Origin of the sequence: Flavobacterium mekongense (genome assembly GCF_047038255.1) — a bacterium.
GTDB classification, from domain to species: domain Bacteria; phylum Bacteroidota; class Bacteroidia; order Flavobacteriales; family Flavobacteriaceae; genus Flavobacterium; species Flavobacterium mekongense.
Genome location: NZ_CP174374.1, coordinates 1151695 through 1176229, shown reverse-complemented (window position 1 = coordinate 1176229; position 24535 = coordinate 1151695). Strand labels below are relative to the sequence as shown.

The window sequence follows — 24535 nt, the reverse complement described above, 5'->3', positions numbered from 1 at the left end:
AAACAATGAGGTACTTCATGGAAATTAAAACGCTTTCTATCATCATTCCGGCTTACAACGAAGGCCAGACTATTTATAATATTTTGGATAAGATTAAAGCGGTTTCTTTGCTCAATAACATTGAAAAAGAAGTGGTTATCGTGAACGATTGCAGTACAGACAACACTGCTGAAAGCATTGAAAATTACATCAAAAACAATCCTGCCTTAAAGATTAATTATTTACAGCATCCCAAAAACAAGGGCAAAGGCGCTGCCTTACATACCGGAATCAAGAGCGCTTCGGGGGAGGTCATTATCATTCAGGATGCCGATTTGGAATATGATCCCAACGAATACAACACTCTTTTAAAACCTATAGTTGAGGGTGTAGCCGATGTAGTTTACGGCAGTCGTTTCATGGGTGGAAAGCCTCATCGCATTTTATTTTTTTGGCACAGCATCGGCAATAAATTTTTGACTTTTCTGAGCAATATGTTTTCCAATTTGAATTTAACCGATATGGAAACTTGCTACAAAATGTTTCGTGCCGACATCTTGAAATCAATACCGCTTTGTGAGAATCGATTTGGTTTTGAACCGGAAGTAACCCTCAAAGTTGCTCGAATTCCAAATATCAGAATTTATGAAGTGGGTATCAGCTATTACGGCCGGACTTTTGAAGAAGGAAAAAAAATAAGTTGGCGAGACGGATTCAGAGCCATCTACTGTATTTTGAAATACGGTATTTTTCGATGATTAGAAAATGAACTTTCTGTTTCTCTTAACCAGATAATGGTGCCATAAAAAATAGGTTGCCGTGGTCCTGTAGGGTTTCCAATTTTCAGCTAAAGCAATCATCTCTTCCTTTTGTTCAAGACCATAAAGCTCTTTGATGGTATTGACTACCGCAATATCGCCTATTGGAAGAACATCGGGAGATTGCAAAGCGAACATCAAATAGACATCGATAGTCCAATGTCCGATACCTTTGATATTAATTAACGCTTTTCTAACCTCATCCGGATGTTGGTTAGACAAGGCTTCCAAAACCAAACTTTTATCCAGAATGGCTTCAGCCAAGGCTTTGAGGTATTTGCTTTTTTGCCTACTGACACCACAACTTCTTAAGATTTCTTCCGAAGCAGTCATGATGGACTTCGGGCTAACTTCTCCCAGAGCATTCTCAATTTTGAGATAACAAGCTCTTGCAGACTCTATCGAAACCTGTTGCTCCAGTATGAGTTTACACAAAGTTTGAAATCCTTCCGGCCGTGATGGCGTGAATGGTTGTCCGTATTTTTGATACAAACTGCTAAATACAGCATCGTTTTCGACCAAAAAAGCAATCGCCGGTTCCATTTTAAAAATAGAACCCAAACGATCCTTTAATGGTAAAATTATTAGTGTCCGGAATGTCTCTGTAATTGGCTCGCCAAGCAAAATCCAAACGGAAAACTTTGAAAATATTGCCAATTCCGGCACTGTATTCCCAGTATGGTTTTTCCGGTGCTTGGTAAACCAAACCCGAGGCATTGATGGCTCTGTTTTCATCAGATACCGTTCCATAAACACCTCTTACACCAATAATTTCTCTCAAGTTTAATTTTCGAATACCCGGAATTCGGGCGAAAATTTTTCCGTTGAAATTGTGTTCCCATTGCATAGTAGCATATTCATCGGCTACAAATTCATAGAAATTAAGGTTGCTGAAAGTGTTTTGAATGATAAAATACGTTTGGTTCCCCGGCACTACACTCATCAACCCGAGCGGTACTTGACCGAACGTTTTTCCTAATTCCATGGTAAAATTAGAACGCCCTAAAGCACCTATAACCACCGGCTGTTTGTAATACAATTGGATTTTTTGATAATCAAAATCGCTATCGATTAGACCTTTAAAACCTTGACTGTAGTTGATAAAGAAACGGCTGTAAGGACTGTCGATTTCTCTTCTTTCTACACCATAACCAATGGTTTTTCGTTTTGGCGTATATTCTACCTGTAAGTTCAATTCCGATTGTTTCACTTCGCTGGCCGTTGTGGTGAAAGTGTTATCGGTAAAATAATTCAAACTGAAGGTTTCGGAAGCCGATTCAAGTGTACGATAAGAAAAACCTAATTGGAAGGTTAAATTCTTCACCGGTTCCATTTCCACTGCCAAAGTACTCAAGTTGATGTTGGTCAGCTTTCCGTTGGCAGCCGTAGTAAACAACCCTGAAGATGCGTAACTTCTACCCAAAACATCATTAGTAGTGGTTAAACTCGCACCAATTTGCTCCACATCTCTTCGATTCCCTCCGGAGATAATGACACGGTTCTTTTTGTCAACCATCCATTTCCCGGAAACGCCGTATTTGAATTTATTGTCGTCGAAACCATAAGCAGTGTAAGCTTGTATACGCCACAAATCGTTCGGTCCGAAATAAGTTCTTCCGCCGGCTCTCAATCGCCAACCTTCTACATCATTGAAACCTACAGTAGAAAAAATGGGTCCGTAATCGAGTTTCCATTTCGGAATTTCGATGTAACCGCTTCCTAAAATAGACACCAAACTGTACATTTGTTTGAAGCGCTTCACGGTTTTTAAAGTGTCAATCATTTTGTAAATTCCGACTTCATCTTTGTTGAGTCGCTCAAAACGATTTTCTTCCCAATACTCATCGGATTTGGCATACACGGAATTGTCTATGTAGTTGACTTCTTCTTTGTAGAATTTCTCCGGTTTCTTTTCATCGAATTTAAAATTGCGATATAAAGTGGTTCTTTTCCCGTAAACCCCTTTCGATTCTTCTTTTTTGCGAAGGGCAAAATCCGACATCATATAATCGCGCGTTGGCAAGAAAACCGAATCATTCAACACTTCAAATTCTTGTTCGATGTAAATATCTTTTACCCAGTTGATGTTGGCGCTTTTGGTCACCGCCATGTTGATGGTTTTAATGGCAAAAGTGGAATCGTTTACCCAAAAATCACCCTTAAATGTCAGTTCATTTTTGCGTCGCGGATAAAACACAATGTTGTAACACCATTTGTTGTCGATAAAAGCCGTATCGGTCAATACATAATTATATACGTCAATTCCGGTGCGCGATAACGGACTCACAAAACTCTTGTCGAAGAAATTCAGATAATTATCATAAATATCGAAATCGTTGTACAAATCTTTGATAAACATATTCACGCCATCGCCGTTCCCCAATCCGGAATTTTTATTGGCTTTGAGGATTTCTTTCGTCTTTTTGGCTTCGTTATCGCCATAAAAATCAGAAAGCGATTCGTTGATAAAAATCGGCAAATACGTTTTACCCGTTACGCTGGAAGTATCAATGTTTTTGAAGACAAACTCCATACCTTTGAAGAGCTTGTTTTTCATGAATGCACTGTCTATGGTGTTCATGTCGAACTCTACTTTCTCGTATTTTTCGTATTGGTATTGTTTGAACATTTTCAAGCCGTTTTTGCGACGGCGTTCCCAAATTTTGCGCAAGATGTCTAACGCAGGATTGTCTTTTTTGGATGTTTTTCCGGCGTAAATCTTTACCTCTTTTAAGGCATTCCCTTCGGTTAACACTACTTTAAAATCGTAGTTTACCAACTTAGGCAACTTGACTTCTTTTTCGGGAAACCCCACAAACGAAACGATGATGGCGGTGTAATTGTTAGGCGATTCGATGTAAAATCTTCCGTCTTCATTCGACACTACGCCTACTTGCGAGCCTTTAAACACAATATTGGCATAAGGTATCGGTTGGTTGGTATTGTCGAGAACAATTCCACTTACCTTGGTTTGCGCGGATAAACTACACGCAATAAAGAAAACAACTAGTGTAAATATTTTTTTCATGGGCAAAAAAAAACTTCATCTGATTCATGAGATGAAGTTTCAAATATAGTTATTTAGATTACTAGATTTCAGACTTCATGGAATTTTAGAGTTTTTCTAACTTTCCGACGGTCTAGTAGTCTAACAATCTATTTGTATGTTACTTTTTTTACAGCTTTAATTACATCTTCTGCATTAGGCAACCATTCTTTTAACAAAGTTGGTGAGTAAGGAGCCGGTGTATCAGCTGTGGTAATTCTTTGGATAGGAGCATCTAAGTAATCAAAAGCTCTTTCTTGAACCATATACGTCACTTCAGAAGCCACACTGGCAAAAGGCCAAGCTTCTTCCAAAACTACCAAACGATTGGTTTTTTTAACCGAGTTGATAATGGTATCATAATCCATAGGACGAACTGTTCTCAAATCGATAATTTCACATGAAATACCTTCTTTAGCTAATTCATCAGCAGCAATAAAAGCTTCTTTGATGATTTTCCCAAAAGAAACGATAGTCACATCGGTACCTTCTCTTTTTACATCAGCAACACCTAACGGGATAGTGTATTCTTCTTCAGGCACTTCGCCTTTGTCGCCATACATTTGTTCCGATTCCATAAAGATTACCGGGTCATTGTCGCGGATAGCTGACTTCAATAAACCTTTAGCATCGTAAGGTGTTGATGGCACTACCACTTTCAATCCAGGCGTATTGGCATACCAATTTTCAAAGGCTTGTGAGTGTGTAGCACCCAATTGTCCGGCAGAAGCGGTTGGGCCGCGGAAAACCATCGGCATTGGGAATTGTCCGGCCGACATTTGACGCATTTTTGCAGCGTTATTGATAATTTGATCAATCCCAACCAAGGAGAAATTGAATGTCATGAATTCAACTATCGGTCGGCATCCGTTCATGGCTGAACCCACGGCAATTCCGGCAAAACCAAGCTCTGCGATCGGGGTATCAATGACTCTTTTCGGACCGAACTCATCCAACATTCCTTTAGAAGCTTTGTAAGCACCGTTGTATTCGGCTACTTCCTCACCCATTAAATAAACTGACTCGTCGCGACGCATTTCTTCGCTCATCGCCTCGGCAACTGCTTCTCTAAATTGTATCGTTCTCATATTTCGGATTGTGTTACTGTCTATAATTTTGAATGGCAAAAATAAAAATTAAATACGATTAAAAAACATTTCTTCGGCTTAATTAACTGCCTAATCTGATGTCATTAACAGCAAGTCGGTTTAAACACGCTACGAAATCGATTGAAATTTGAAAAAATATTATGCGTGCATACAAAAATTAGAAATATATTTTATACTTTTACGGTCAGAAAAAAAATTCACTTAATAAACGCAACAATGAAAATATTAGTTTGCATCAGTCACGTGCCTGATACTACTTCAAAAATCAACTTTGTGAACGGTGATACTGAATTTGACACCAATGGCGTACAATTCGTAATCAACCCTAACGACGAGTTCGGATTAACCAGAGCCATTTGGTTCCAAGAGCAACAAGGTGCCAACGTAACAGTAGTTAATGTAGGCGGACCGGACACAGAGCCAACGCTGAGAAAAGCTTTAGCCATCGGTGCTAACGAAGCGATTCGCGTAAATGCTACACCAACCGACGGCTTTTTTGTGGCCAAACAATTAGCCGAAGTGGTAAAACAAGGTCAATACGACTTGGTAATCTGCGGTAAAGAATCGTTGGATTACAACGGCGGAATGGTTCCGGGCATGTTAGCCGGTTTGTTAGATTACAACTTTGTAAACTCTTGTACCGAATTGACCATCGACGGCAGTGCAGCCAAAGCGGCTCGTGAAATCGACGGCGGAAAAGAAACTATTTCAGCTTCATTACCATTAGTAATCGGAGGTCAAAAAGGCTTGGTGGAAGAAAAAGATTTACGCATTCCAAACATGCGTGGTATCATGACCGCCAGAACCAAGGTATTAACGGTATTAGAACCGGTAAGCGCGAACAACAACACCAAAGCGGTAAAATTTGAAAAACCGGCTCCGAAATCGGCTGTGAAATTATTTGCTGCCGACGATTTAGACGGCTTAATCAACGCTTTACACAACGAAGCTAAAGTGATTTAAGAATGAAGAATGTTGATTTAAGATTGCAGATTGTAATCCAGAATCATTTCAAAAATCAAAAATCGTTAATCTAAAATCTAAAATTATTATGTCATTATTAATATATGCAGAATCGGCCGACGGAAAATTCAAAAAAGTAGCTTTTGAATTAGCATCTTATGCCAAAAAAGTAGCCGAATCTTTAGGCACCACTGTTACAGCTGTAACGGTAAACGCCGGAAACGTATCGGATTTATCCAAATACGGTGTAGACAAAGTATTAAAAGTAACCAACGATAAATTGGCCAACTTCAACGCCAAAGCCTACGCAGATGTGGTGAAACAAGCCGCTCAAAAAGAAGGCGCCAAAGTAATTTTATTATCATCTACTACCGACAGTTTGTATATGGCACCATTAGTAGCCGTTGGCTTAGAAGCCGGATTTGCTTCTAACGTTGTTGGATTACCAATAAGTACTTCTCCTTTCCAAGTAAAGAGAACAGCCTTTTCTAACAAAGCCTTCAACATCACAGAAATTGCTACCGATGTCAAAGTACTGAGCTTAGCCAAAAACTCTTACGGGGTTTTTGAAAGCGCTGCTTCAGCTACGGAAGAAGATTTCGCTCCAAGTTTAAACGAAGCCGATTTCAACGTAAAAGTGGCTTCAGTAGAAAAAACAACCGGAAAAGTAACCATTGCCGATGCTGACGTAGTAGTATCCGGAGGTCGCGGATTAAAAGGTCCTGAAAATTGGGGCATCTTGGAAGATTTGGCTTCAGTCCTTGGCGCTGCCACCGCTTGTTCCAAACCGGTATCCGATTTGGGTTGGAGACCTCACAGTGAGCACGTAGGCCAAACCGGAAAACCGGTAGCGACCAATTTGTACATCGCCGTGGGTATTTCAGGAGCGATACAGCACATCGCCGGCATCAACTCTTCCAAAGTAAAAGTAGTGATCAACAGCGATGCCGAAGCGCCGTTCTTTAAAGTAGCGGATTACGGAATTGTAGGCGATGCTTTCGAAATTTTACCAAAATTAACCGAGAAACTGGCAGCCTTCAAAGCGCAAAACGCCTAAGCTTTCGGACATATACAATAAAGAGTCGTTAAAACTGATTTTAGCGGCTCTTTTTTTATGCCTGCCATTTTAAGAAGCGAAAAGTTTTTGTTACTTTGCAGTCCATATTCCTGCCATACGTTGCAATCTTTTTGTTTTGTCATACTGAGCCTGTCGAAGTACAAAACAAAAAGGATTTCCACTCCTGTCAGGGCTATAAAGGATTGGTATTGAATGTCGGGAAACTGGGTTTCCTAAATATTTAATCTGAAATCTACATTCTAAAATCAGCAATTTAAAAGCTACAATGAGTTTAGTAAAACTAACCATCAAAGGAATATCATACAGCCAAACACAAAACGGTGCTTACGCCCTAATTTTAAATGAAGTAGACGGCGAAAGAAAACTACCCATTGTGATTGGTGCTTTCGAGGCGCAGTCTATTGCCATCGCCTTAGAAAAAGAAATCAAACCACCGCGTCCGTTAACACACGACTTGTTCAAAAGTTTCGCCGACCGCTTTGATATCGTTGTGAAACAAGTCATTATCCACAAATTGGTCGACGGTGTTTTCTACTCGAGTATCATTTGCGAACGCGATAAAATAGAAGAAATCATCGATGCCAGAACTTCAGATGCCATTGCCTTGGCACTGCGATTCAACGCTCCGATTTTTACCTACAAAAACATTTTGGACAAAGCCGGCATTTACCTCAACACCAATCCGACCGACATCGACAATCAAAATGCAGATGACGATGGTGTACTGTCTACTCCGGAAACCTTCGGATTGGACAGCGATGGCAATGCAGGCGACGCTTATGTCAGCATGAGTCTGACCGAATTGCACGAATCTTTAGAGAAAGCCGTTCAAGATGAAGACTATGAAAAAGCGGCCAAAATTAGAGATGAAATTTCGAAACGCGAATCTTAAAACCGTGAAACTTTTAACCCGAAACTCGAAACCAACATGAAGCAGTACCACGATTTAATGCGACACGTTCTAGAAAACGGTTGTCAAAAAGGAGACCGAACCGGAACCGGAACTAAAAGTGTATTCGGTTACCAAATGCGATTTGACTTGAGCGAGGGTTTCCCAATGGTAACCACCAAAAAGCTGCATTTAAAATCGATTATTTACGAATTGCTTTGGTTTTTGAAAGGTGACACCAACATTGGTTATTTAAAAGAAAACGGCGTTAGAATTTGGGACGAATGGGCTGATGAAAACGGCGATTTAGGTCCGGTTTACGGTCACCAATGGCGCAATTGGAACAGCGAAGAAATTGACCAAATCACGGAATTGATTGAAACCCTTAAAACCAATCCAAACAGCCGACGCATGTTGGTTTCTGCTTGGAATCCATCGGTGTTACCGGATACATCCAAATCATTTGCCGAAAATGTAGCCAACGGAAAAGCGGCTTTGCCACCATGCCATGCCTTTTTTCAATTTTATGTAGCCGACGGTAAATTGTCTTGTCAACTCTACCAAAGAAGCGCGGATATTTTCTTAGGCGTTCCGTTCAATATTGCTTCGTATGCCTTGTTTACCATGATGATAGCTCAGGTTTGCGATTTGCAAGCAGGCGAATTCATACACACTTTCGGCGACGCACACATTTACAACAACCATTTTGAACAAGTCGAATTGCAATTGTCACGTGAACCAAGACCTTTACCTAAAATGATTTTAAATCCTGAAGTAAAAAATATCTTCGATTTTACTTTTGAGGATTTCACCTTAGTTGATTATGACCCACATCCGCACATTAAAGGACAAGTAGCGGTATAAAACAAAAAATCCGTCTCGAAATCGAGACGGATTTTTTCTAACCAAAACTAAAACCTATAGTGCCAAAACACTATTTTCTGAACCGGCAAACTCGTTATAGGCATAACTGTCTGCTTGCGGATCGTTCACATAAGAACCATCCACTAAATATTTAAACTCGAAAGTATTGTCTTTAGGCAAATCAAAAGTAGCTTTGAAAGTGCCGTTTTTCAATTTAGACAACTCTCCTTCAGCCGGATTCCAATTGTTGAAATCACCAACCACTGCAGCCGTATTGGCTTCTTTTGCTTCGATTGAAAAAGTAACTTTTACAACCGGCTTTGTCTTAATAACTTGTTTTTTAATAGCCATAACTATTTCATTTATAGATTACTGCAACAAAGTAAAGCGATTTTAGAGTACCTTTTACATGCCGATTTATTTTTACGACTTTACCAAAAAGTACGCCTATTTTAAAGAAGATTTACAATTTATGTCCCCTTAAATTTTACATCCGAGATTAAGAAATCGGTTTCGTAATGCATTATCTCAAAAACAGATTTTCCCGTTTTAAAAATAAATTTTACCTTTAAACCATAAATTTCGTCTTATGGAGCCCAACCAACACGAATTATACGAATATGCACGCAATCGTATCAAACAAAAAAAGCGATTGTTCCAGCACTTTATAGTTTTTGTAATTGGCTGTGTGTTTTTGTTTGCGGCCAACCATATCCTTTCCTATCATGATGAAACCAATTGGTGGATTTGGGTAGCCAGTTTGTGGTGTTGTTTGTTTGTTTTTCACGTTATCAAAGTATTGATTACCGACAGTTTCATGAATAAAAATTGGGAACGCGCCCAAATAGACAAACTCATGCTCAAACAAACCAAAAAAATTGAACAACTTAAAAACGACTTAGAAAACGCCAAATCCAACCTATAATGATTACAGTAATTGCCGCTGTGGCTCAAAACAATGCTTTAGGAAAAGAAAACCAACTCCTTTGGCATTTGCCTGATGATTTTAAAAGATTCAAAACGCTCACTTCCGGACACTATATCATTATGGGACGCAAAACCTTTGAAAGCTTTCCGAAACCTTTGCCCAACAGAACCCATGTAATTATAACCCGCCAATCCGACTACCAGCCGGAAGGATGTATCGTAGTGAACTCCTTGGAGAAAGCGATTGAAGTTTGTCCAAAAAACGAAGAAGTCTTTGTTATAGGTGGCGGAGAAATTTACCGTCAGTCGATAGCCTTGGCAGACAAACTCGATTTGACTAAAGTACACCATTCTTTTGATGCCGACACTTTTTTCCCTGAGGTTGACCTTTCACAATGGCAACTCATTTTTGAAGAATTCCACCCTAAAGATGAGCGTCACGAGTACGATTTTACCTTTGAGACTTACTTGAGAAAATAGTGTCCCAAAACCAACACTAATCCAACATTTTTTTTATCGGATTTCAAGACTTTGAAATTTAGGAACTTTGCAACTCTGCATTATAATAGCTTATATTTGCAGAAAATTGCAACGATGTCAAAGCAAATTACGCCTTATAAGGAATCTTCTTTAGGCAAAAAAGAACAAGTAACCCAAATGTTCGATAACATTTCGGGAGAATATGACGGATTGAACCGTGTGATTTCTTTAGGAATCGACATGAAATGGCGCAAAAAAGTCATTGCATTGGTCAAAGCCCATAACCCTAAAATTGCCCTCGATATTGCCACAGGAACCGGAGATTTGGCTATAATGATGGCTGAAGCTACTGCAGCGGAAAAAATTATCGGTCTTGATTTATCAGTAGGTATGCTGGACATTGGAAAGAAAAAAATACTCCACAAAAATTTGGCCGATAAAATAGAAATGGTGGTGGGCGACAGCGAAAACATACCTTATCCGGAGAATCACTTTGACGTGATTACGGTTTCTTTCGGCATTCGAAATTTTGAAACTTTGGAGAAAGGTTTGGCAGAAATTTACCGAGTACTCAAACCGGGTGGTTTATTTGTGATTTTAGAAACCTCGGTACCTACAAAATTTCCATTCAAACAAGGATATGCTTTTCATACTAAAATAATTCTGCCTTTAGTAGGCAAACTGTTTTCTAAAGACAATAGCGCCTATGGCTATCTGTCGGAATCAGCCAGTCATTTTCCCTTTGGTGAGGCTTTAAACAATATTTTGAGAAAAGTTTCGTTTATAGACTGTAAAGCAATGCCGCAAACTTTTGGTGTGGCTACTATTTATACCGCTACCAAAAAATAAAATATGTACTTTAGCAAAAGCATGAAAAAGTTATTTGTCCTATTTATACTCATTACAACTGCTTCCCAGGCCCAATTCGGGAAAAGTACTTTTGCCAAAGACCCTATCATTAACTTGGAGAATTTTGACAAGCAAAGGGTATATTGGGGTTACTTTTTAGGCTTTAGTACTTTCGATTTTAAAACCGACTATAAAGTTCCCGGACAAGACATTAATGTCAAAGGCAACACCGGTTTTAACGTAGGTTTGGTAGGGGTTTTAAGGCTACATGAACATTTGGAATTGCGTTTTGAACCCGGCCTATATTATGCCAGTCGCACCCTAACCTATCCCGGATTTACCAATGACAGAGATGCTATCAGAGAGGTAAAAGCTACTTATATCGATTTTCCACTCATGTTGAAATTTTCTTCCTTGCGCACCGGAAATGTTCGACCGTATTTATTAGGTGGTGTTGGTGCAACATTAAATTTATCCAGCAACTCGAAATCTAAAGACGACAACTCCGAACAAAAATTCAGGGTACAACCATGGACCCGCAATTATACTTTCGGATTTGGGATAGACTTGTACTTTGAGTACTTCAAATTCTCCCCTTCTATCCGTGGTGTTTTTGGTTTTGGAGACGAATTGATTCGCGATGACGACCCGAACAGTCCGTGGACGGGCAATATCGAATCGCTGAAAACCCGAGCGGTTTTAATCAACTTTACTTTCCATTAGGAGTTTCTTCTGAACTCGCTTAAAAAGATGGCGGTTGCAGTAGCGACATTCAAACTTTCCGTTTGTTGAATATCGCCAAACCTTGGTATGGCAATTCTATTTTGAATGTTTTTTTCTAAGGCTTTGGAAATCCCATTGGCTTCATTTCCGAAAATCAAAATCCCTTCCAAAGGTAATTGTTCCTTGTAAATGTTTTTCCCATCCATAAAAGTTCCGAAAACAGGCAAGTCGGTTTCCGAGATGAAAGCGACTAAGTCGACATAATTTACCTGAACGCGACTCACAGAACCCATAGTAGCCTGAATCACTTTCGGATTGTAAAGATCTACGGTTTCCTTGGAACACAACAGCTGTTTAACGCCAAACCAATCGCACAATCTGATGATAGTCCCTAAATTTCCAGGATCTCTAATATCGTCCAAAGCAACAATCAATCCTTTATGTTGTACTTCTTTAGGCCTGGGAATTTGAAAAACTGCTAAACAAGAACTTGGCGTGCTCAGGGCTGATATACGCTTCATATCAGCTTCTTTAATCAAGGTTTTTTGCGCTGCAGGCACCTTTTCAAAAATACTTTCGGTCACAAATAAATGGTCGAGCACGATATTTGATTGCAACAATTCCTGTATTACTTTTACCCCTTCGGCTATAAACAGTTGATGCTCGTTTCGGTATTTTTTTTGTTGTAAACCGGTAATTAGTTTTATTTGGTTTTTACTAACCATAAAATACTGTATTTTTGAATTAAATATTTACACCGCTTGAAAAAGAGTCTCACAAAAATATCATTATTTATTCTAATTGGACTAATTATCTTTGGTTGTAACTCGACCAAAAGAGTTCCCGACGGTAAAAGCTTACTCACCAAAAACAATATTTATATTGATGGTAAGAAAGACAATGCTGAAGAAGTCTTCAATCAATTGTACCAAAAACAAAACAGTGCCATTTTAGGTTTTCCCCTTCGCTTGAATATTTACAATTTGGCCAAGCCTAAATCGGATTCGCTTTTTAAAGCCAAAATGATTCAAAATCCGAAACGTTATTACCGCAAAGCCAAATGGTTGTCCAAAAAACAAGTAAAGAGATTAGGAGAATCTTTCTTATACTCGGGTGTAGACAATTTTTTAAGAAAAACAGGAGAAGCGCCGGTAGTTTTGGATACCAGCAGCACAAGAAGATCATTAAAAAGACTGCGCTCCTATTTTTTTAATCGAGGATATTTTGATGTTACCACGCAGTATAAAATTGACACCGTCAACAAGAAAAAAGTTAAGTTGCGCTACGACATCAATACCGGAAAACCATACATCATCGACAGCATAAAAACATTTATTGCCAGTCCGGCGCTGGATTCTATATACCAATCCAAAAAACGCAATGCATTAATCAAATCGAAACAAAAATTTGAGACTGCTGCTTTTGATGAAGAACGCAAAAGAATTACCGAAGATTTCCGCAACAACGGTGCATTCCGATTCCAACAAAACTATGTTACTTTCGATATAGACACCCTAAAAAACAAGAGTATTGCCAATGTAGATTTAGTAATAGACAACGAGTCTATACGCATAGAAGACAGCATTAAAACCCAACCTTTTGAACTTTACAAAATCAGTAAGGTTAACATTTTTACCGACCATAGTCCGACTAATGTTAATGCGCCCATCAAAGACAGCGTGGTTTACAATGACTTTACACTTTACAGCACTAACAAACTAAAATACCGTCCTAAAGCCATTACGGATGGGATTTTTGTAACCAAAGGCAATTATTTCTCCGATTTCAGATCATCCATCACTTCAAGATATTTGAGCAACCTTAAAGTGTTCAACTATCCGTTAATTCAGTATGTGGAAGATAAGACGCAGAAAAACAGTTTGATTGCCAACGTATATCTGACCCCACGAAAAAAATACACTTTCGGTTTTTCGACCGACTTTACCCATTCCAACATCCAAGACTTCGGAATTACGGGAAACACATTTTTAGGCATTCGAAATGTATTTAACGGTGCAGAAACTTTTGAAATAGGGTTCAGAGGCAATATCGGTTCCTCTAAGGATTTGGCCAATCCCAACAACACTTTCTTCAACATCTCGGAAATCGGGGTAGATGCCAAACTGAATTTTCCTCGCATTTTCTTACCGTTCAAAACCGATAAAATCATTCCGAAAACCATGATTCCTTACACTACTTTAAGTGTAGGGTATGCCAAGCAAACAAACATTGGTCTCGACAAGCAAAACTTTACCAGTTCATTAACTTACAATTGGACCCCTAAAAGAAACACAAATTTCAAATTGGATTTGATCAACATACAGTTTGTAAAAAACCTAAATCCGTCCAATTATTTTAATATTTATCAATCCTCCTACAATACCCTGAACGAAATTGCCCAAAGTTATTTGCCGGCTACTTCGCCTTACTTCAATCAGGACACCGGCAAATTGCTCATAGAAGATGGTACGAACGGATTTATAAATGATGTTGCCAATGGCAATGTATCGCTTTCGTTGTCAGATGCTAAATCGGTGTTGAGTATCGTAGAGAGAAGACAACGTTTGATTGAAAACAACTTGATTTTTGCCACTAACATTTCCTTTACCAAAACCTCCAAAAAAGATTTGTTAGACAATGAATTTTACGCTATCAAAGCCAAGGTGGAATCAGCCGGTAACCTCTTATCCATTTTAGCCCGTGCTTCCAAGCAATTGCAAAACCAAAACGGCGCTAATACCTTTTTAGACGTTGAATTTTCACAATACCTAAAAGGAGAATTTGAATACATCAAGCATTGGGATTTAAGTCGCAAAAAGGTTTTTGCCACCAAAGTTTTTGCCGGTATTGCCGTGCCTTACGGCAACTCCGATGACGTACCTTTTTCCCGAAGTTACTTTGCCGGAGGAACCAACGACAACCGTGCTTGGCAATCTTACAGTTTAGGTCCCGGCGCCAGCGGAAGCTTTTTAGATTTTAACGAAGCGAATATGAAACTTGCTTTTAGTGCCGAATTCCGTTTCAACATTTTCCAGCAACTCAACGGAGCGCTTTTTACCGACATTGGCAATATTTGGAATGTTTTGGATAATTCTAAAAATGAAGCTGCCCTATTTGAAGGTTTTAAATCTCTTGAAAATATTGCGATTGGAAGTGGTTTCGGTTTCCGATACGACTTTAACTTCTTTATTGTTCGTTTGGATTTTGGCTTCAAAACCTACAACCCGTCTGAGTTTATAACCGACAAATGGTTTAAAGAAATGCGCTTTGACAAATCGGTTTTAAATATTGGTATAAATTATCCTTTCTAAAATCAGAAATTATTATTTTTGTAACCTTAACTTAAAAACGACACAAAACAATGGCTCACAATATCAAACCCGGAGTAGCTACCGGAGACGAAGTTCAAGCAATTTTCAACTACGCTAAAGAAAAAGGTTTTGCTTTACCGGCTGTTAACGTAATCGGTTCCAGCACTATCAACGGTGTTTTGGAAACGGCTGCTAAGTTAAATGCACCGGTTATTATTCAGTTTTCTAATGGCGGTGCGCAGTTCAATGCCGGAAAAGGGCTTTCCAATGAAGGAGAAAAAGCAGCCATTGCCGGAGCAGTAGCCGGAGCCAAACATATCCATACTTTAGCAGAAGCTTACGGCGCCACAGTAATTTTACATACTGACCATTGTGCGAAAAAATTATTGCCTTGGATTGACGGTTTGTTAGACGCCTCTGAAAAACATTTTGCTGAAACCGGAAAACCGTTATACTCTTCTCACATGATTGATTTGTCGGAAGAACCATTACACGAAAACATCGAAATTTGCAAAGAATACTTGGCTCGTATGAGTAAAATGGGCATGACTCTAGAAATCGAGTTAGGTATCACCGGTGGTGAAGAAGACGGAGTAGACAATTCAGATGTTGACAGTTCAAAATTATATACACAACCGGAAGAAGTAGCGTATGCTTATGAAGAATTGATGAAAGTATCGCCTAAATTTACGATTGCAGCGGCTTTCGGAAACGTTCACGGCGTGTACAAACCGGGCAACGTAAAACTGACACCAAAAATCTTGAAAAACTCTCAGGATTACGTTCAAAATAAATTCAACACCGGAAACAACCCTGTTGATTTTGTATTCCACGGCGGTTCAGGTTCTACTTTGGAGGAAATCAGAGAAGCGATTTCTTACGGAGTAATTAAAATGAATATTGATACCGACTTACAATTCGCTTTCACCGAAGGTATCAGAGATTATATGACCTCAAAAATTGATTATTTAAGAACCCAAATCGGAAGTCCTGAAGGCGCTGATTCTCCAAACAAAAAACACTACGACCCAAGAAAATGGATTCGCGAAGGAGAAGTAACTTTCAACAACCGATTAGAGCAAGCTTTTGCCGACTTGAATAACGTAAACACATTATAAATTTCAAATTACGAATTATGAATTACGATTTCAATTCATAATTCACAATTCATAATTCACAATTAGCTATGGCTTGGTTTAAAAGAACAGAAAAAGGAATTCAAACGCCAACTGAAAATAAAAAAGACGTACCAAAAGGCCTTTGGTACAAATCACCTACCGGAAAAATTATCGATCAAGATGAACTAGCCCGTAACTTATGGGTAAGTCCGGAAGATGATTTTCACGTAAGAATTGGCAGTAAAGAATACTTTGAAATTTTGTTTGACAACAACGAATTCAAAGAGTTAGATGCCAAAATGACTTCCAAAGATCCTTTGAACTTTGTTGACACTAAAAAGTATTCGGATCGTTTAAAAGACGCCATTGACAAAACCGGTTTGAAAGATGCGGTTCGTACCGGCGTTGGTAAGTCCAAAGGGAAAGATTTAGTGGTTTGTTGTATGGACTTTGCCTTTATTGGTGGTTCGATGGGTGCTGTGGTTGGTGAAAAAATCGCACGTGGTATTGACTACGCCATCAAACACAATACGCCGTTTGTTATGATTTCTAAATCGGGTGGTGCTCGTATGATGGAAGCTGCTTATTCGTTGATGCAGTTGGCCAAAACATCGGCTAAATTAGCGCAATTGGCCGAAGCTAAAATTCCGTACATCTCTTTGTGTACAGATCCGACTACCGGAGGAACTACAGCTTCTTATGCCATGTTGGGCGATATCAATATTTCAGAACCGGGCGCTTTGATTGGTTTTGCCGGTCCGCGTGTGGTGCGTGATACTACCGGAAAAGATTTACCCGAAGGATTCCAAACTGCCGAATTCGTTTTAGACCACGGCTTCCTGGATTTCATCGCTCACCGAAAAGAATTGAAAAACAAAATCAATTTGTACATCGATTTGATTTTAAATCAAGATATTCGATAAGTCATTTTCGTTAAAAGTAAAAAAGGCACAAATTCTAGTTTGTGCCTTTTTTTATGTTGTAAATAAAAATGTATTCCGATTTACATTCCGCTTCGAATCGCTTCTATCGGATCTAATTTTGAAGCTGAAATAGCCGGTAAAATTCCTGCAATTAAACCGATAACAATGGCTAATCCTGAGCCTAACATAATATTACTGAAACTTAGCACAAACTCGAAGTCGAGTAATTTGGTTAATCCCATAGCAATTAACCAAACCAATATAATACCTATAACACCTCCAATCAAACAAAGAATTACTGCTTCGAATAAAAATTGAAATAAAATAAATCGGTTTTTAGCTCCGAGTGATTTTTGGATACCAATTAAGTTGGTCCGTTCTTTTACGGAAACAAACATGATATTGGCTACACCAAATCCACCAACCAACAAAGAAAATCCTGCTATAATCCAACCACCAATGTTCATGCTACCGATAATGCCATCCAACATTTCTGTAAATCCTGAGAATACATTGATAAAAAAATTATCTATTTCTCCTGTTTTCACACCTCTGAAAGCGCGTAACTTTTGTGACAAATCTGCTTTAAAAGCCTCCATATCAATCCCTTTCTTAGGCTTGATTACAATTACTGGTGTCATAAAATCGTTATTCTCACCAAATTTTCTTCTGATGAAATTTACCGGAATAAAGGCTGAACTATCATCATTTCCAAACATTCCGTTTCCCTGTTTTTTGAGCACGCCAATCACTGTAAATCGCTGTCCATACAAACGCATTTGCTTTCCGATTGGATCAAAATCACCAAAAAGATTTTGAGCTAAATCATAACCAATCACTGCAACTGCCGCACCCGAATTGGACTCGGATTCGTTATAAAAACGCCCTTCCGAAAACTCTAATCCTTGAATATCTATAAACTCATAAGAAACCGGAACTACATTAACATTACTCACCGATTTGTCTTCGTATTTCACCGTTTCGGAATTTAAGAAAATTTGAAAACAAAACTCCTGGGCATCGGGTAAGGCACTTTTTAAATATTCATATTCTGTATAGGTCACATCCGGAAATTGATCCCTTTTCCAACGAGGAATATCGCTAGGTCCAAAAGTTCCTTTAAATAAATAAATGGTATTCTTGTCTAGACTACTTAAATCTTTTTTAATTTTTTGGTCTAACGAATCAACTGCTGCCAATACAGCAATGATTGAAAAGATACCAATAGTCACTCCAAGGAGTGAAAGTAAAGTACGTAACTTGTTGTTTCGCAACGCATTCATAGCAAAAGCAAAACTTTCTTTGAGCAGTCTAAAATAAAGTAACATACAGCGGATTTATCTATGGGTAAATTTCCATAAAATTAATGGAAATCCCTATTATTTTTTGTTTCGTTTTATTTGTGTCAAAAAACTACAGTTTGTTACAAATCAAACTTGAATATTGCTTTTAAAAAAACTACTTTTGCGGTCTTATTAGAAACAACTTTTTTACACTCACAACACAACAACTATGAACACAACAAAAAACATCCAGTCGGCCCTAATTTCGGTCTTTTACAAAGATGGTTTAGAACCGATTGTTCGCAAACTACACGAACAAAACGTAACAATTTACTCTACCGGCGGAACCGAAGAATTTATCAAGCAACTCGGCATTCCCGTAGTTCCGGTGGAAGACGTTACCTCCTATCCATCTATCTTAGGCGGCCGCGTTAAAACCTTGCATCCTAAAGTATTTGGTGGTATTTTGAACCGTCAGGACAACGAAAGCGATGCTCAACAGATGGCTGAATACCAAATTCCGCAAATCGATTTGGTGATTGTCGACTTATATCCGTTTGAAAAAACAGTGGCTTCCGGAGCGAGTGAAGCCGATATTATTGAGAAAATTGATATCGGTGGAATTTCACTAATTCGCGCAGCAGCCAAAAACTTTAAAGACACCGTTATCATTGCTTCGGTAAATGAGTATGGATTTTTGTTCGATTTATTGACCACACAAAACGGCGCCACCACTTTGGAGCAAAGACGAACGTTAGCGACTAAAGCATTCAATGTGTCTTCGCACTACGATTCGGCCATCTTTAATTATTTCAACCAAAATCAAGAAGAAACCGTTTTAAAAATCAGTGAGCAAAAAGGTCAAGTGTTGCGTTACGGAGAAAATCCACATCAAAAAGGATTTTTCTTCGGTGATTTCGACGCGATGTTTACCAAATTACACGGCAAAGAATTATCATATAACAATTTGTTGGATGTGGATGCTGCGGTGAATCTGATTTTAGAATTCAAGGAAAACGAACCGACTTTTGCCATATTAAAACACAACAATGCTTGCGGTTTAGCCTCTCGAAACACGATGAAAGAAGCGTATCTAGCTGCTTTGGCAGGAGATCCGACTTCGGCATTTGGTGGTGTATTGATTGCCAATGGTAACATAGACGAAGCTACAGCCGGTGAAATCAACAGTTTATTCTGTGAAGTTGTGATTGCGCCAAGTTTTGACGAGAAAGCCATCGCTATCTTATCTGAAAAGAAAAACAGAATTATTTTAATTTTAAAAGAAACCGCGCTGCCTCAAACCAACGTTAGAACTTGTTTGAACGGTGTTTTGGTGCAAGAAAGAAATAACATCACAGACAATAAATCGCACTTGACTTACGTTACTAACAGTAAGCCAACCGAACAAGAAATTGAAGATTTGCTTTTTGCTTCAAAAATTTGCAAAAATACCAAGTCGAATACAATAGTGTTAGCAAAAAACAGTACATTAGTATCATCGGGCACAGGACAAACTTCCAGAGTTGATGCTTTAAAACAAGCCATTGAAAAAGCCAATACTTTCGGATTTGATTTGAACGGAGCGGTAATGGCCAGTGATGCTTTTTTCCCGTTTCCGGATTGTGTAGAAATTGCTCACAACGCAGGAATCACGGCTGTTATTCAGCCCGGTGGTTCCATAAAAGATGAATTGAGCATTCATTTTTGCAACGAAAATAAAGTTGCAATGGTATTTACAGGAACACGTCATTTTAAACATTAATTTGTTTAACTTTGTGCGTTAAAATTTTATATAAACATTTAAACCCTTAAAAGACTTATGGGATTTTTTGATTTCATGACCGAGGATATCGCTATTGACCTTGGTACAGCCAATACGCTGATCATTCATAACGACAAAGTTGTAATTGATAGTCCATCAATTGTAGCCCGTGATCGAATATCAGGTAAAATCATTGCGGTTGGAAAAGAAGCCAATATGATGCAAGGTAAAACCCATGAAAACATCAAAACCATACGTCCGTTGAAAGATGGTGTTATCGCTGATTTCGATGCTTCGGAAAAAATGATCAGTATGTTTATCAAAAGCATACCGGCCTTGAAGAAGAAAATGTTTACACCGGCTTTGCGCATGGTAGTTTGTATTCCTTCCGGTATTACAGAAGTAGAAATGCGCGCGGTAAAAGAATCGTGTGAACGCGTTAACGGAAAAGAAGTATACTTGATTCACGAACCTATGGCAGCAGCTATTGGTATCGGTATTGACATCATGCAACCGAAAGGAAACATGATTGTAGATATTGGAGGCGGAACTACAGAAATTGCAGTAATTGCTTTAGGTGGAATTGTTTGTGATAAATCGGTTAAAATTGCCGGTGACGTTTTCACTAACGATATCGTGTACTACATGAGAACCCAACACAATTTATTTGTGGGAGAAAGTACTGCCGAGAAAATCAAAATCACTATTGGAGCGGCCACTGACGATTTAGAAACACCGCCGGATGATATGTCCGTACAAGGTCGTGACTTGTTGACCGGAAAACCAAAACAAGTAGAAGTATCGTTCAGAGAAATTGCCAAAGCTTTAGATAAATCTATCCAACGTATTGAAGATGCGATTATGGAAACCTTATCGCAAACACCGCCGGAATTAGCGGCCGACATTTACAATACCGGTATTTACTTAGCCGGTGGAGGTTCGATGTTAAGAGGTTTAGACAAGCGTATTTCTCAAAAAACAGATTTACCGGTATACATTGCTGAAGATCCGTTAAGAGCCGTGGTTCGCGGTACCGGAATGGCGCTTAAAAACATCCCGAAATTCAGAAGCATACTTATTAAATAGTATTGGGTTACCTCACCGAATACTTTCGACTCAATACTGAACACTGAAGACTAGAAAAAGATGCAGCAAATAGTTAATTTTATTTTAAAAAACAGTAATCGCTTACTGTTTTTGCTGCTTTTGGTCATATCGCTCTCGCTTACCATTCAGTCGCATTCTTACCACAAAAGTAAAGTCATCAGTTCAGCAAATTTCTTTACCGGCGGGATATATGAAAGAGTGAATAACATCAACGAATATTTCAATTTGAAATCACAAAACGAAGAATTGGCTATGGAAAATGCCCGTTTAAAATCGTTGTTGTTCAACCAAAAAGACACCACCAAACTACCGGAGATTGATTCCATTAAAGGCGTTAAAAAAACGGATATCATTGTATCAAAAGTCATCCACAACTCTTACAGTGTCTTCGAAAATTATCTGACCATTAACAACGGTTCCGCTTCGGGTATCAAACGCAATATGGGCGTAATCAACAGCGCAGGAATTGTGGGCATAGTTGATAAAACCTCTAAAAATTACGCTACTATCATCAGCATACTGAATGTTAAATCGCAAATCAACGCCAAAATCAAAAAGTCAAATCACTTTGGCTCATTGGTTTGGAACGGGAAAAGCACAGGTTTTGTGCAATTGATTGACGTACCAAGGTTGGCCGGCGTGCGAAAAGGCGATACTATAGTTACCGGTGGACAATCTATTATTTTCCCGGAAAACATAGGCATTGGTACCATTGACAAAGTATATATTGAAGAAGATACCAATTTTTATGTAATTCAAGTTAAGCTATTTAACGACATGACAAATCTCGGTCATGTTTACATCATTAAAAATAAGGATGCCGAAGAAATAACCAATTTAGAAAAACAAACCAAAAAAGATGAATAGTGCTTTACTTGGAAATATTGCCCGCTTCATCTTGTTGCTTTTTGCGCAAGTTTTGATTTTTAACCGCATTGATTTGTTCGGATTCATTAATCCGTTTCCGTATATTCTTTTCGTTATCCTTTTCCCGGTAAACGGAAACAAAACCGGACTCTTAGCCGCCAGTTTCTTCTTGGGTTTATTGATGGATATGTTTTGCAATTCGGGTGGCGTTCATGCTGCAGCATGTATAACTTTGGCCTATTTCAGACCGGCGATTTTTAAATTCTCTTTTGGATTGAGCTATGAATACCAAACGGTAAAACTCAACGATGTTATTACACCGGAACGCTTTTCATTTCTATTGATAGCCGTAGTGCTACACCATTCGATTATGTTTTTGCTGGAAGTTTTTAAATTGAGCTTCCTGTGGGAAATTTTATGGCGTACTTTTTTAAGTACTATCTTCACCCTTATCACTTGTATTATTATAATTTACATTATAAAGCCAAGTAAACGATGAGAAAAGTTTTATTGCCTACCATCATTTTTGTGGCTACCGCTTTATTGGTGCTGCGGTTATTTTATTTACAGGTTATTGACGACACCTTAAAACTAAAGTCAGATAATAACGCCATCAAGATTAAATACGAATATCCTGAAAGAGGTTACATTTACGATCGAAACGGTAAACTTTTAGTGGCTAACCAACCGTCTTACGATATTATGGTTATCCCAAAAGATGTGAAAGATATTGACACTATGGAGTTTTGTCAGCTACTGAACATCACCAAAGAAGATTTTCTGAAAAAAATTGCCAAAGCCAAAGTGTACAGTCCGAGACTGCCTTCGTTGTTTTTAGCGCAGTTGAACAAAAAAGAATACGCCGCTTTCCAAGAAGTACAACGCAATTTCAGTGGTTTTTACATTCAGAAACGTTCCCTTCGTGATTACCAAGTTTCTGTTGGAGCCAACATTTTCGGTTTCATCACTCAAGTGAATGAAAGCATCATCGAAAAAAATAAATACTATAAATCCGGTGATTTGATTGGCAAACAAGGTGTAGAAGAAAGTTATGAAGAAATCCTTCGAGGCATAAAAGGGGTAAAATACATCCAACGCGACAAATACAACCGCGAAATCGGCTCTTACAAAGAAGGTCGCTTTGATACAATTGCCGAACAAGGAAAAGACATTAATTTAACCATTGATGCAGTTTTACAACAATACGGAGAAGAATTGATGGTCAACAAACGCGGTGGTATAGTGGCCATCGAACCTAAAACCGGAGAAATACTGGCTTTAGTCACAGCACCGTCATACGATCCTTCTATTTTAGTGGGCAGACAACGTTCTAAAAATTACACGATGTTGTACCACGACTCTATTGCTAAACCTTTATACGATCGTGGATTATTGGCACAATACCCACCGGGCTCACCTTTTAAAATCTTAACCGGTTTAGTGGCTTTACAAGAAGGCGCTATCGATTTGAATACTTCTGTAGTATGTAACCACGGTTTTAGCTTTGCACCGGGCAGATTTATGAGATGTCACTGTCACGGTGGCGTGGTTCAATTGCATCGCGGTATTTACGAATCTTGTAATACTTTCTTTTCCACGTCTTATATGCGAACACTCGACAAGTTCGGCAATGCTTCTGTAGGCGTAGACGTTTGGAGTAAACACTTGAAAACTTTTGGTTTGGGCGAGTTTATGGGTTACGATTTACCAACCGGAAGAAGAGGAAACATACCGAATTCAAAGACTTATAAAAAGATTTATCCGGGTTGGCGTTGGAGCAGTAAAACCATAGTATCGAATGCCATCGGACAAGGAGAAGTATTGATGACGCCTATTCAATTGGCCAATATGATGGCTACTGTAGCCAATCGCGGTTACTATTACACACCGCATATCATCAAAAAAATCAAAGGCGAAGTCATCGATAAAAAATTCAGAACCAAACACGTAACTACCGTAAACAAAGAGCATTTTGAAACTATGGTCAGCGGTTTGTTCGATGTTTACAACTTTGGTACTGCCAGCGGTTTAAGAGTGGAAGGTATCGACATTTGCGGTAAAACCGGTACTGCGGAAAACTTTACCATCATAGACGGAAAAAGGGTACAGCTGAAAGACCACTCCATTTTTGTGGCATTCGCACCTAAAGACAATCCGAAAATTGCGATTGCTATTTTGGTAGAAAACGGAGGTTATGGGGCGACTATCGCCGGACCGATTGCCAGTTTGATGCTTGAAAAATACATTCGTGGTAAAATCACTCGCAAAGATTTAGAAACCCGTATTTTAGCCCGAGATTTACGACCGGAATACAATCGTTTTATCAAAAATCCGGTTAATGACACGTTAATTAATGTTACTAAAACCAATACGCTTTTAAAACCGGCAGCAAAAGACAGTAGTGCAGCCAACAAAAGCGCGGCCTCACAAGGATAAATT

General features: G+C 38.8%; 23 protein-coding genes. 17 read left to right on the top strand and 6 right to left on the bottom strand.

All coding sequences use genetic code 11. From position 1 onward, the window contains the following. Positions 1–17: 17 nt before the first annotated feature. Positions 18–737 carry a glycosyltransferase family 2 protein gene (locus tag ACJG85_RS04950; RefSeq protein WP_412477062.1) on the top strand — a complete coding sequence of 240 codons (720 nt, stop codon included), beginning with the start codon at positions 18–20 and terminating at the stop codon, positions 735–737. Here ACJG85_RS04950 and ACJG85_RS04945 read toward each other — a convergent pair whose 3' ends face one another. The 3 genes from ACJG85_RS04945 to ACJG85_RS04935 all read right to left on the bottom strand — a co-directional run bounded on the left by ACJG85_RS04945 (position 738) and on the right by ACJG85_RS04935 (position 4931). After that, positions 738–1340: a DNA-3-methyladenine glycosylase family protein gene (locus ACJG85_RS04945; protein WP_409679009.1), complete on the bottom strand. Its 603-nt coding sequence runs from the start codon at positions 1338–1340 to the stop codon at positions 738–740. A gap of 1 nt (position 1341) precedes the next feature. Next, on the bottom strand, positions 1342–3825 hold the full coding sequence (locus ACJG85_RS04940; protein WP_409679006.1) for a DUF5686 and carboxypeptidase-like regulatory domain-containing protein: 2484 nt from the start codon (positions 3823–3825) through the stop codon (positions 1342–1344). 128 nt (positions 3826–3953) lie between these two features. Further along, complete coding sequence (locus tag ACJG85_RS04935; RefSeq protein WP_290875173.1) at positions 3954–4931, bottom strand: pyruvate dehydrogenase complex E1 component subunit beta; 978 nt, start codon at positions 4929–4931, stop codon at positions 3954–3956. 237 nt (positions 4932–5168) lie between these two features. Here ACJG85_RS04935 and ACJG85_RS04930 point away from each other — a divergent pair, with 237 nt between their 5' ends. From ACJG85_RS04930 to ACJG85_RS04915, 4 genes are all read left to right on the top strand, one after another. Beyond that, positions 5169–5915: an electron transfer flavoprotein subunit beta/FixA family protein gene (locus ACJG85_RS04930; RefSeq protein WP_409679003.1), complete on the top strand. Its 747-nt coding sequence runs from the start codon at positions 5169–5171 to the stop codon at positions 5913–5915. Between the two features lie 88 nt (positions 5916–6003). Then, positions 6004–6972, top strand: a complete 969-nt coding sequence (locus ACJG85_RS04925; RefSeq protein WP_409679000.1) for an electron transfer flavoprotein subunit alpha/FixB family protein — start codon at positions 6004–6006, stop codon at positions 6970–6972. Between the two features lie 286 nt (positions 6973–7258). Further along, positions 7259–7885 (top strand): bifunctional nuclease family protein, encoded by a 627-nt coding sequence (locus tag ACJG85_RS04920; RefSeq protein WP_409678997.1) that lies wholly within the window; start codon positions 7259–7261, stop codon positions 7883–7885. Between the two features lie 36 nt (positions 7886–7921). Continuing rightward, a complete protein-coding gene (locus ACJG85_RS04915; RefSeq protein WP_412465036.1) occupies positions 7922–8746 on the top strand; it encodes a thymidylate synthase in 825 nt (274 codons plus the stop codon). A gap of 54 nt (positions 8747–8800) precedes the next feature. Here the strand turns inward: ACJG85_RS04915 and ACJG85_RS04910 are convergent, their stop codons facing one another. After that, positions 8801–9097: an isoamylase early set domain-containing protein gene (locus ACJG85_RS04910; RefSeq protein ID WP_409678992.1), complete on the bottom strand. Its 297-nt coding sequence runs from the start codon at positions 9095–9097 to the stop codon at positions 8801–8803. 238 nt (positions 9098–9335) lie between these two features. Between ACJG85_RS04910 and ACJG85_RS04905 the strand changes: the two genes are divergently transcribed. From ACJG85_RS04905 to ACJG85_RS04890, 4 genes are all read left to right on the top strand, one after another. Beyond that, positions 9336–9671, top strand: a complete 336-nt coding sequence (locus ACJG85_RS04905) for a 2TM domain-containing protein (protein ID WP_409678990.1) — start codon at positions 9336–9338, stop codon at positions 9669–9671. Next, positions 9671–10153, top strand: a complete 483-nt coding sequence (locus ACJG85_RS04900; protein ID WP_409678987.1) for a dihydrofolate reductase — start codon at positions 9671–9673, stop codon at positions 10151–10153. Before ACJG85_RS04905 ends, ACJG85_RS04900 begins: the two co-directional genes overlap by 1 nt. Positions 10154–10267: 114 nt before the next feature. Further along, complete coding sequence (ubiE, locus tag ACJG85_RS04895; protein ID WP_409678984.1) at positions 10268–11002, top strand: bifunctional demethylmenaquinone methyltransferase/2-methoxy-6-polyprenyl-1,4-benzoquinol methylase UbiE; 735 nt, start codon at positions 10268–10270, stop codon at positions 11000–11002. A gap of 21 nt (positions 11003–11023) precedes the next feature. Further along, a complete protein-coding gene (locus ACJG85_RS04890) occupies positions 11024–11725 on the top strand; it encodes a porin family protein (RefSeq protein ID WP_409678981.1) in 702 nt (233 codons plus the stop codon). Here the strand turns inward: ACJG85_RS04890 and ACJG85_RS04885 are convergent. Continuing rightward, the gene (locus tag ACJG85_RS04885) at positions 11722–12450 is read right to left on the bottom strand and encodes a TrmH family RNA methyltransferase (protein ID WP_412477061.1); all 729 of its coding nucleotides are present in this window, start codon (positions 12448–12450) and stop codon (positions 11722–11724) included. The genes ACJG85_RS04890 and ACJG85_RS04885 overlap by 4 nt on opposite strands. A 36-nt stretch (positions 12451–12486) precedes the next feature. Here ACJG85_RS04885 and ACJG85_RS04880 point away from each other — a divergent pair, with 36 nt between their 5' ends. From ACJG85_RS04880 to accD, 3 genes are all read left to right on the top strand, one after another. Then, the gene (locus tag ACJG85_RS04880) at positions 12487–15036 is read left to right on the top strand and encodes a BamA/TamA family outer membrane protein (RefSeq protein WP_409678975.1); all 2550 of its coding nucleotides are present in this window, start codon (positions 12487–12489) and stop codon (positions 15034–15036) included. Positions 15037–15086: 50 nt separating this feature from the next. Then, positions 15087–16154 carry a class II fructose-bisphosphate aldolase gene (gene fbaA / locus ACJG85_RS04875; protein ID WP_412477060.1) on the top strand — a complete coding sequence of 356 codons (1068 nt, stop codon included), beginning with the start codon at positions 15087–15089 and terminating at the stop codon, positions 16152–16154. Between the two features lie 68 nt (positions 16155–16222). Continuing rightward, positions 16223–17077, top strand: coding sequence for an acetyl-CoA carboxylase, carboxyltransferase subunit beta (gene accD, locus ACJG85_RS04870; protein WP_290875199.1), 855 nt, complete (start codon positions 16223–16225; stop codon positions 17075–17077). Positions 17078–17157: 80 nt separating this feature from the next. On the opposite strand, the gene ACJG85_RS04865 is transcribed toward accD, so the two are convergent. Continuing rightward, on the bottom strand, positions 17158–18405 hold the full coding sequence (locus ACJG85_RS04865; RefSeq protein ID WP_412477059.1) for an ABC transporter permease: 1248 nt from the start codon (positions 18403–18405) through the stop codon (positions 17158–17160). Between the two features lie 184 nt (positions 18406–18589). Between ACJG85_RS04865 and purH the strand changes: the two genes are divergently transcribed. From purH to mrdA, 5 genes are read left to right on the top strand one after another with little or no spacing between them, the layout of a single operon-like run. Then, a complete protein-coding gene (gene purH, locus ACJG85_RS04860) occupies positions 18590–20122 on the top strand; it encodes a bifunctional phosphoribosylaminoimidazolecarboxamide formyltransferase/IMP cyclohydrolase (protein WP_412477058.1) in 1533 nt (510 codons plus the stop codon). Positions 20123–20179: 57 nt separating this feature from the next. After that, complete coding sequence (locus tag ACJG85_RS04855) at positions 20180–21208, top strand: rod shape-determining protein (protein WP_290872724.1); 1029 nt, start codon at positions 20180–20182, stop codon at positions 21206–21208. Positions 21209–21268: 60 nt separating this feature from the next. After that, positions 21269–22096: a rod shape-determining protein MreC gene (gene mreC / locus ACJG85_RS04850; RefSeq protein ID WP_412477057.1), complete on the top strand. Its 828-nt coding sequence runs from the start codon at positions 21269–21271 to the stop codon at positions 22094–22096. Continuing rightward, the gene (locus tag ACJG85_RS04845) at positions 22089–22595 is read left to right on the top strand and encodes a rod shape-determining protein MreD (protein WP_412477056.1); all 507 of its coding nucleotides are present in this window, start codon (positions 22089–22091) and stop codon (positions 22593–22595) included. Before mreC ends, ACJG85_RS04845 begins: the two co-directional genes overlap by 8 nt. Beyond that, positions 22592–24532, top strand: coding sequence for a penicillin-binding protein 2 (gene mrdA / locus ACJG85_RS04840; protein ID WP_412477055.1), 1941 nt, complete (start codon positions 22592–22594; stop codon positions 24530–24532). Before ACJG85_RS04845 ends, mrdA begins: the two co-directional genes overlap by 4 nt. Positions 24533–24535 lie beyond the last annotated feature (3 nt).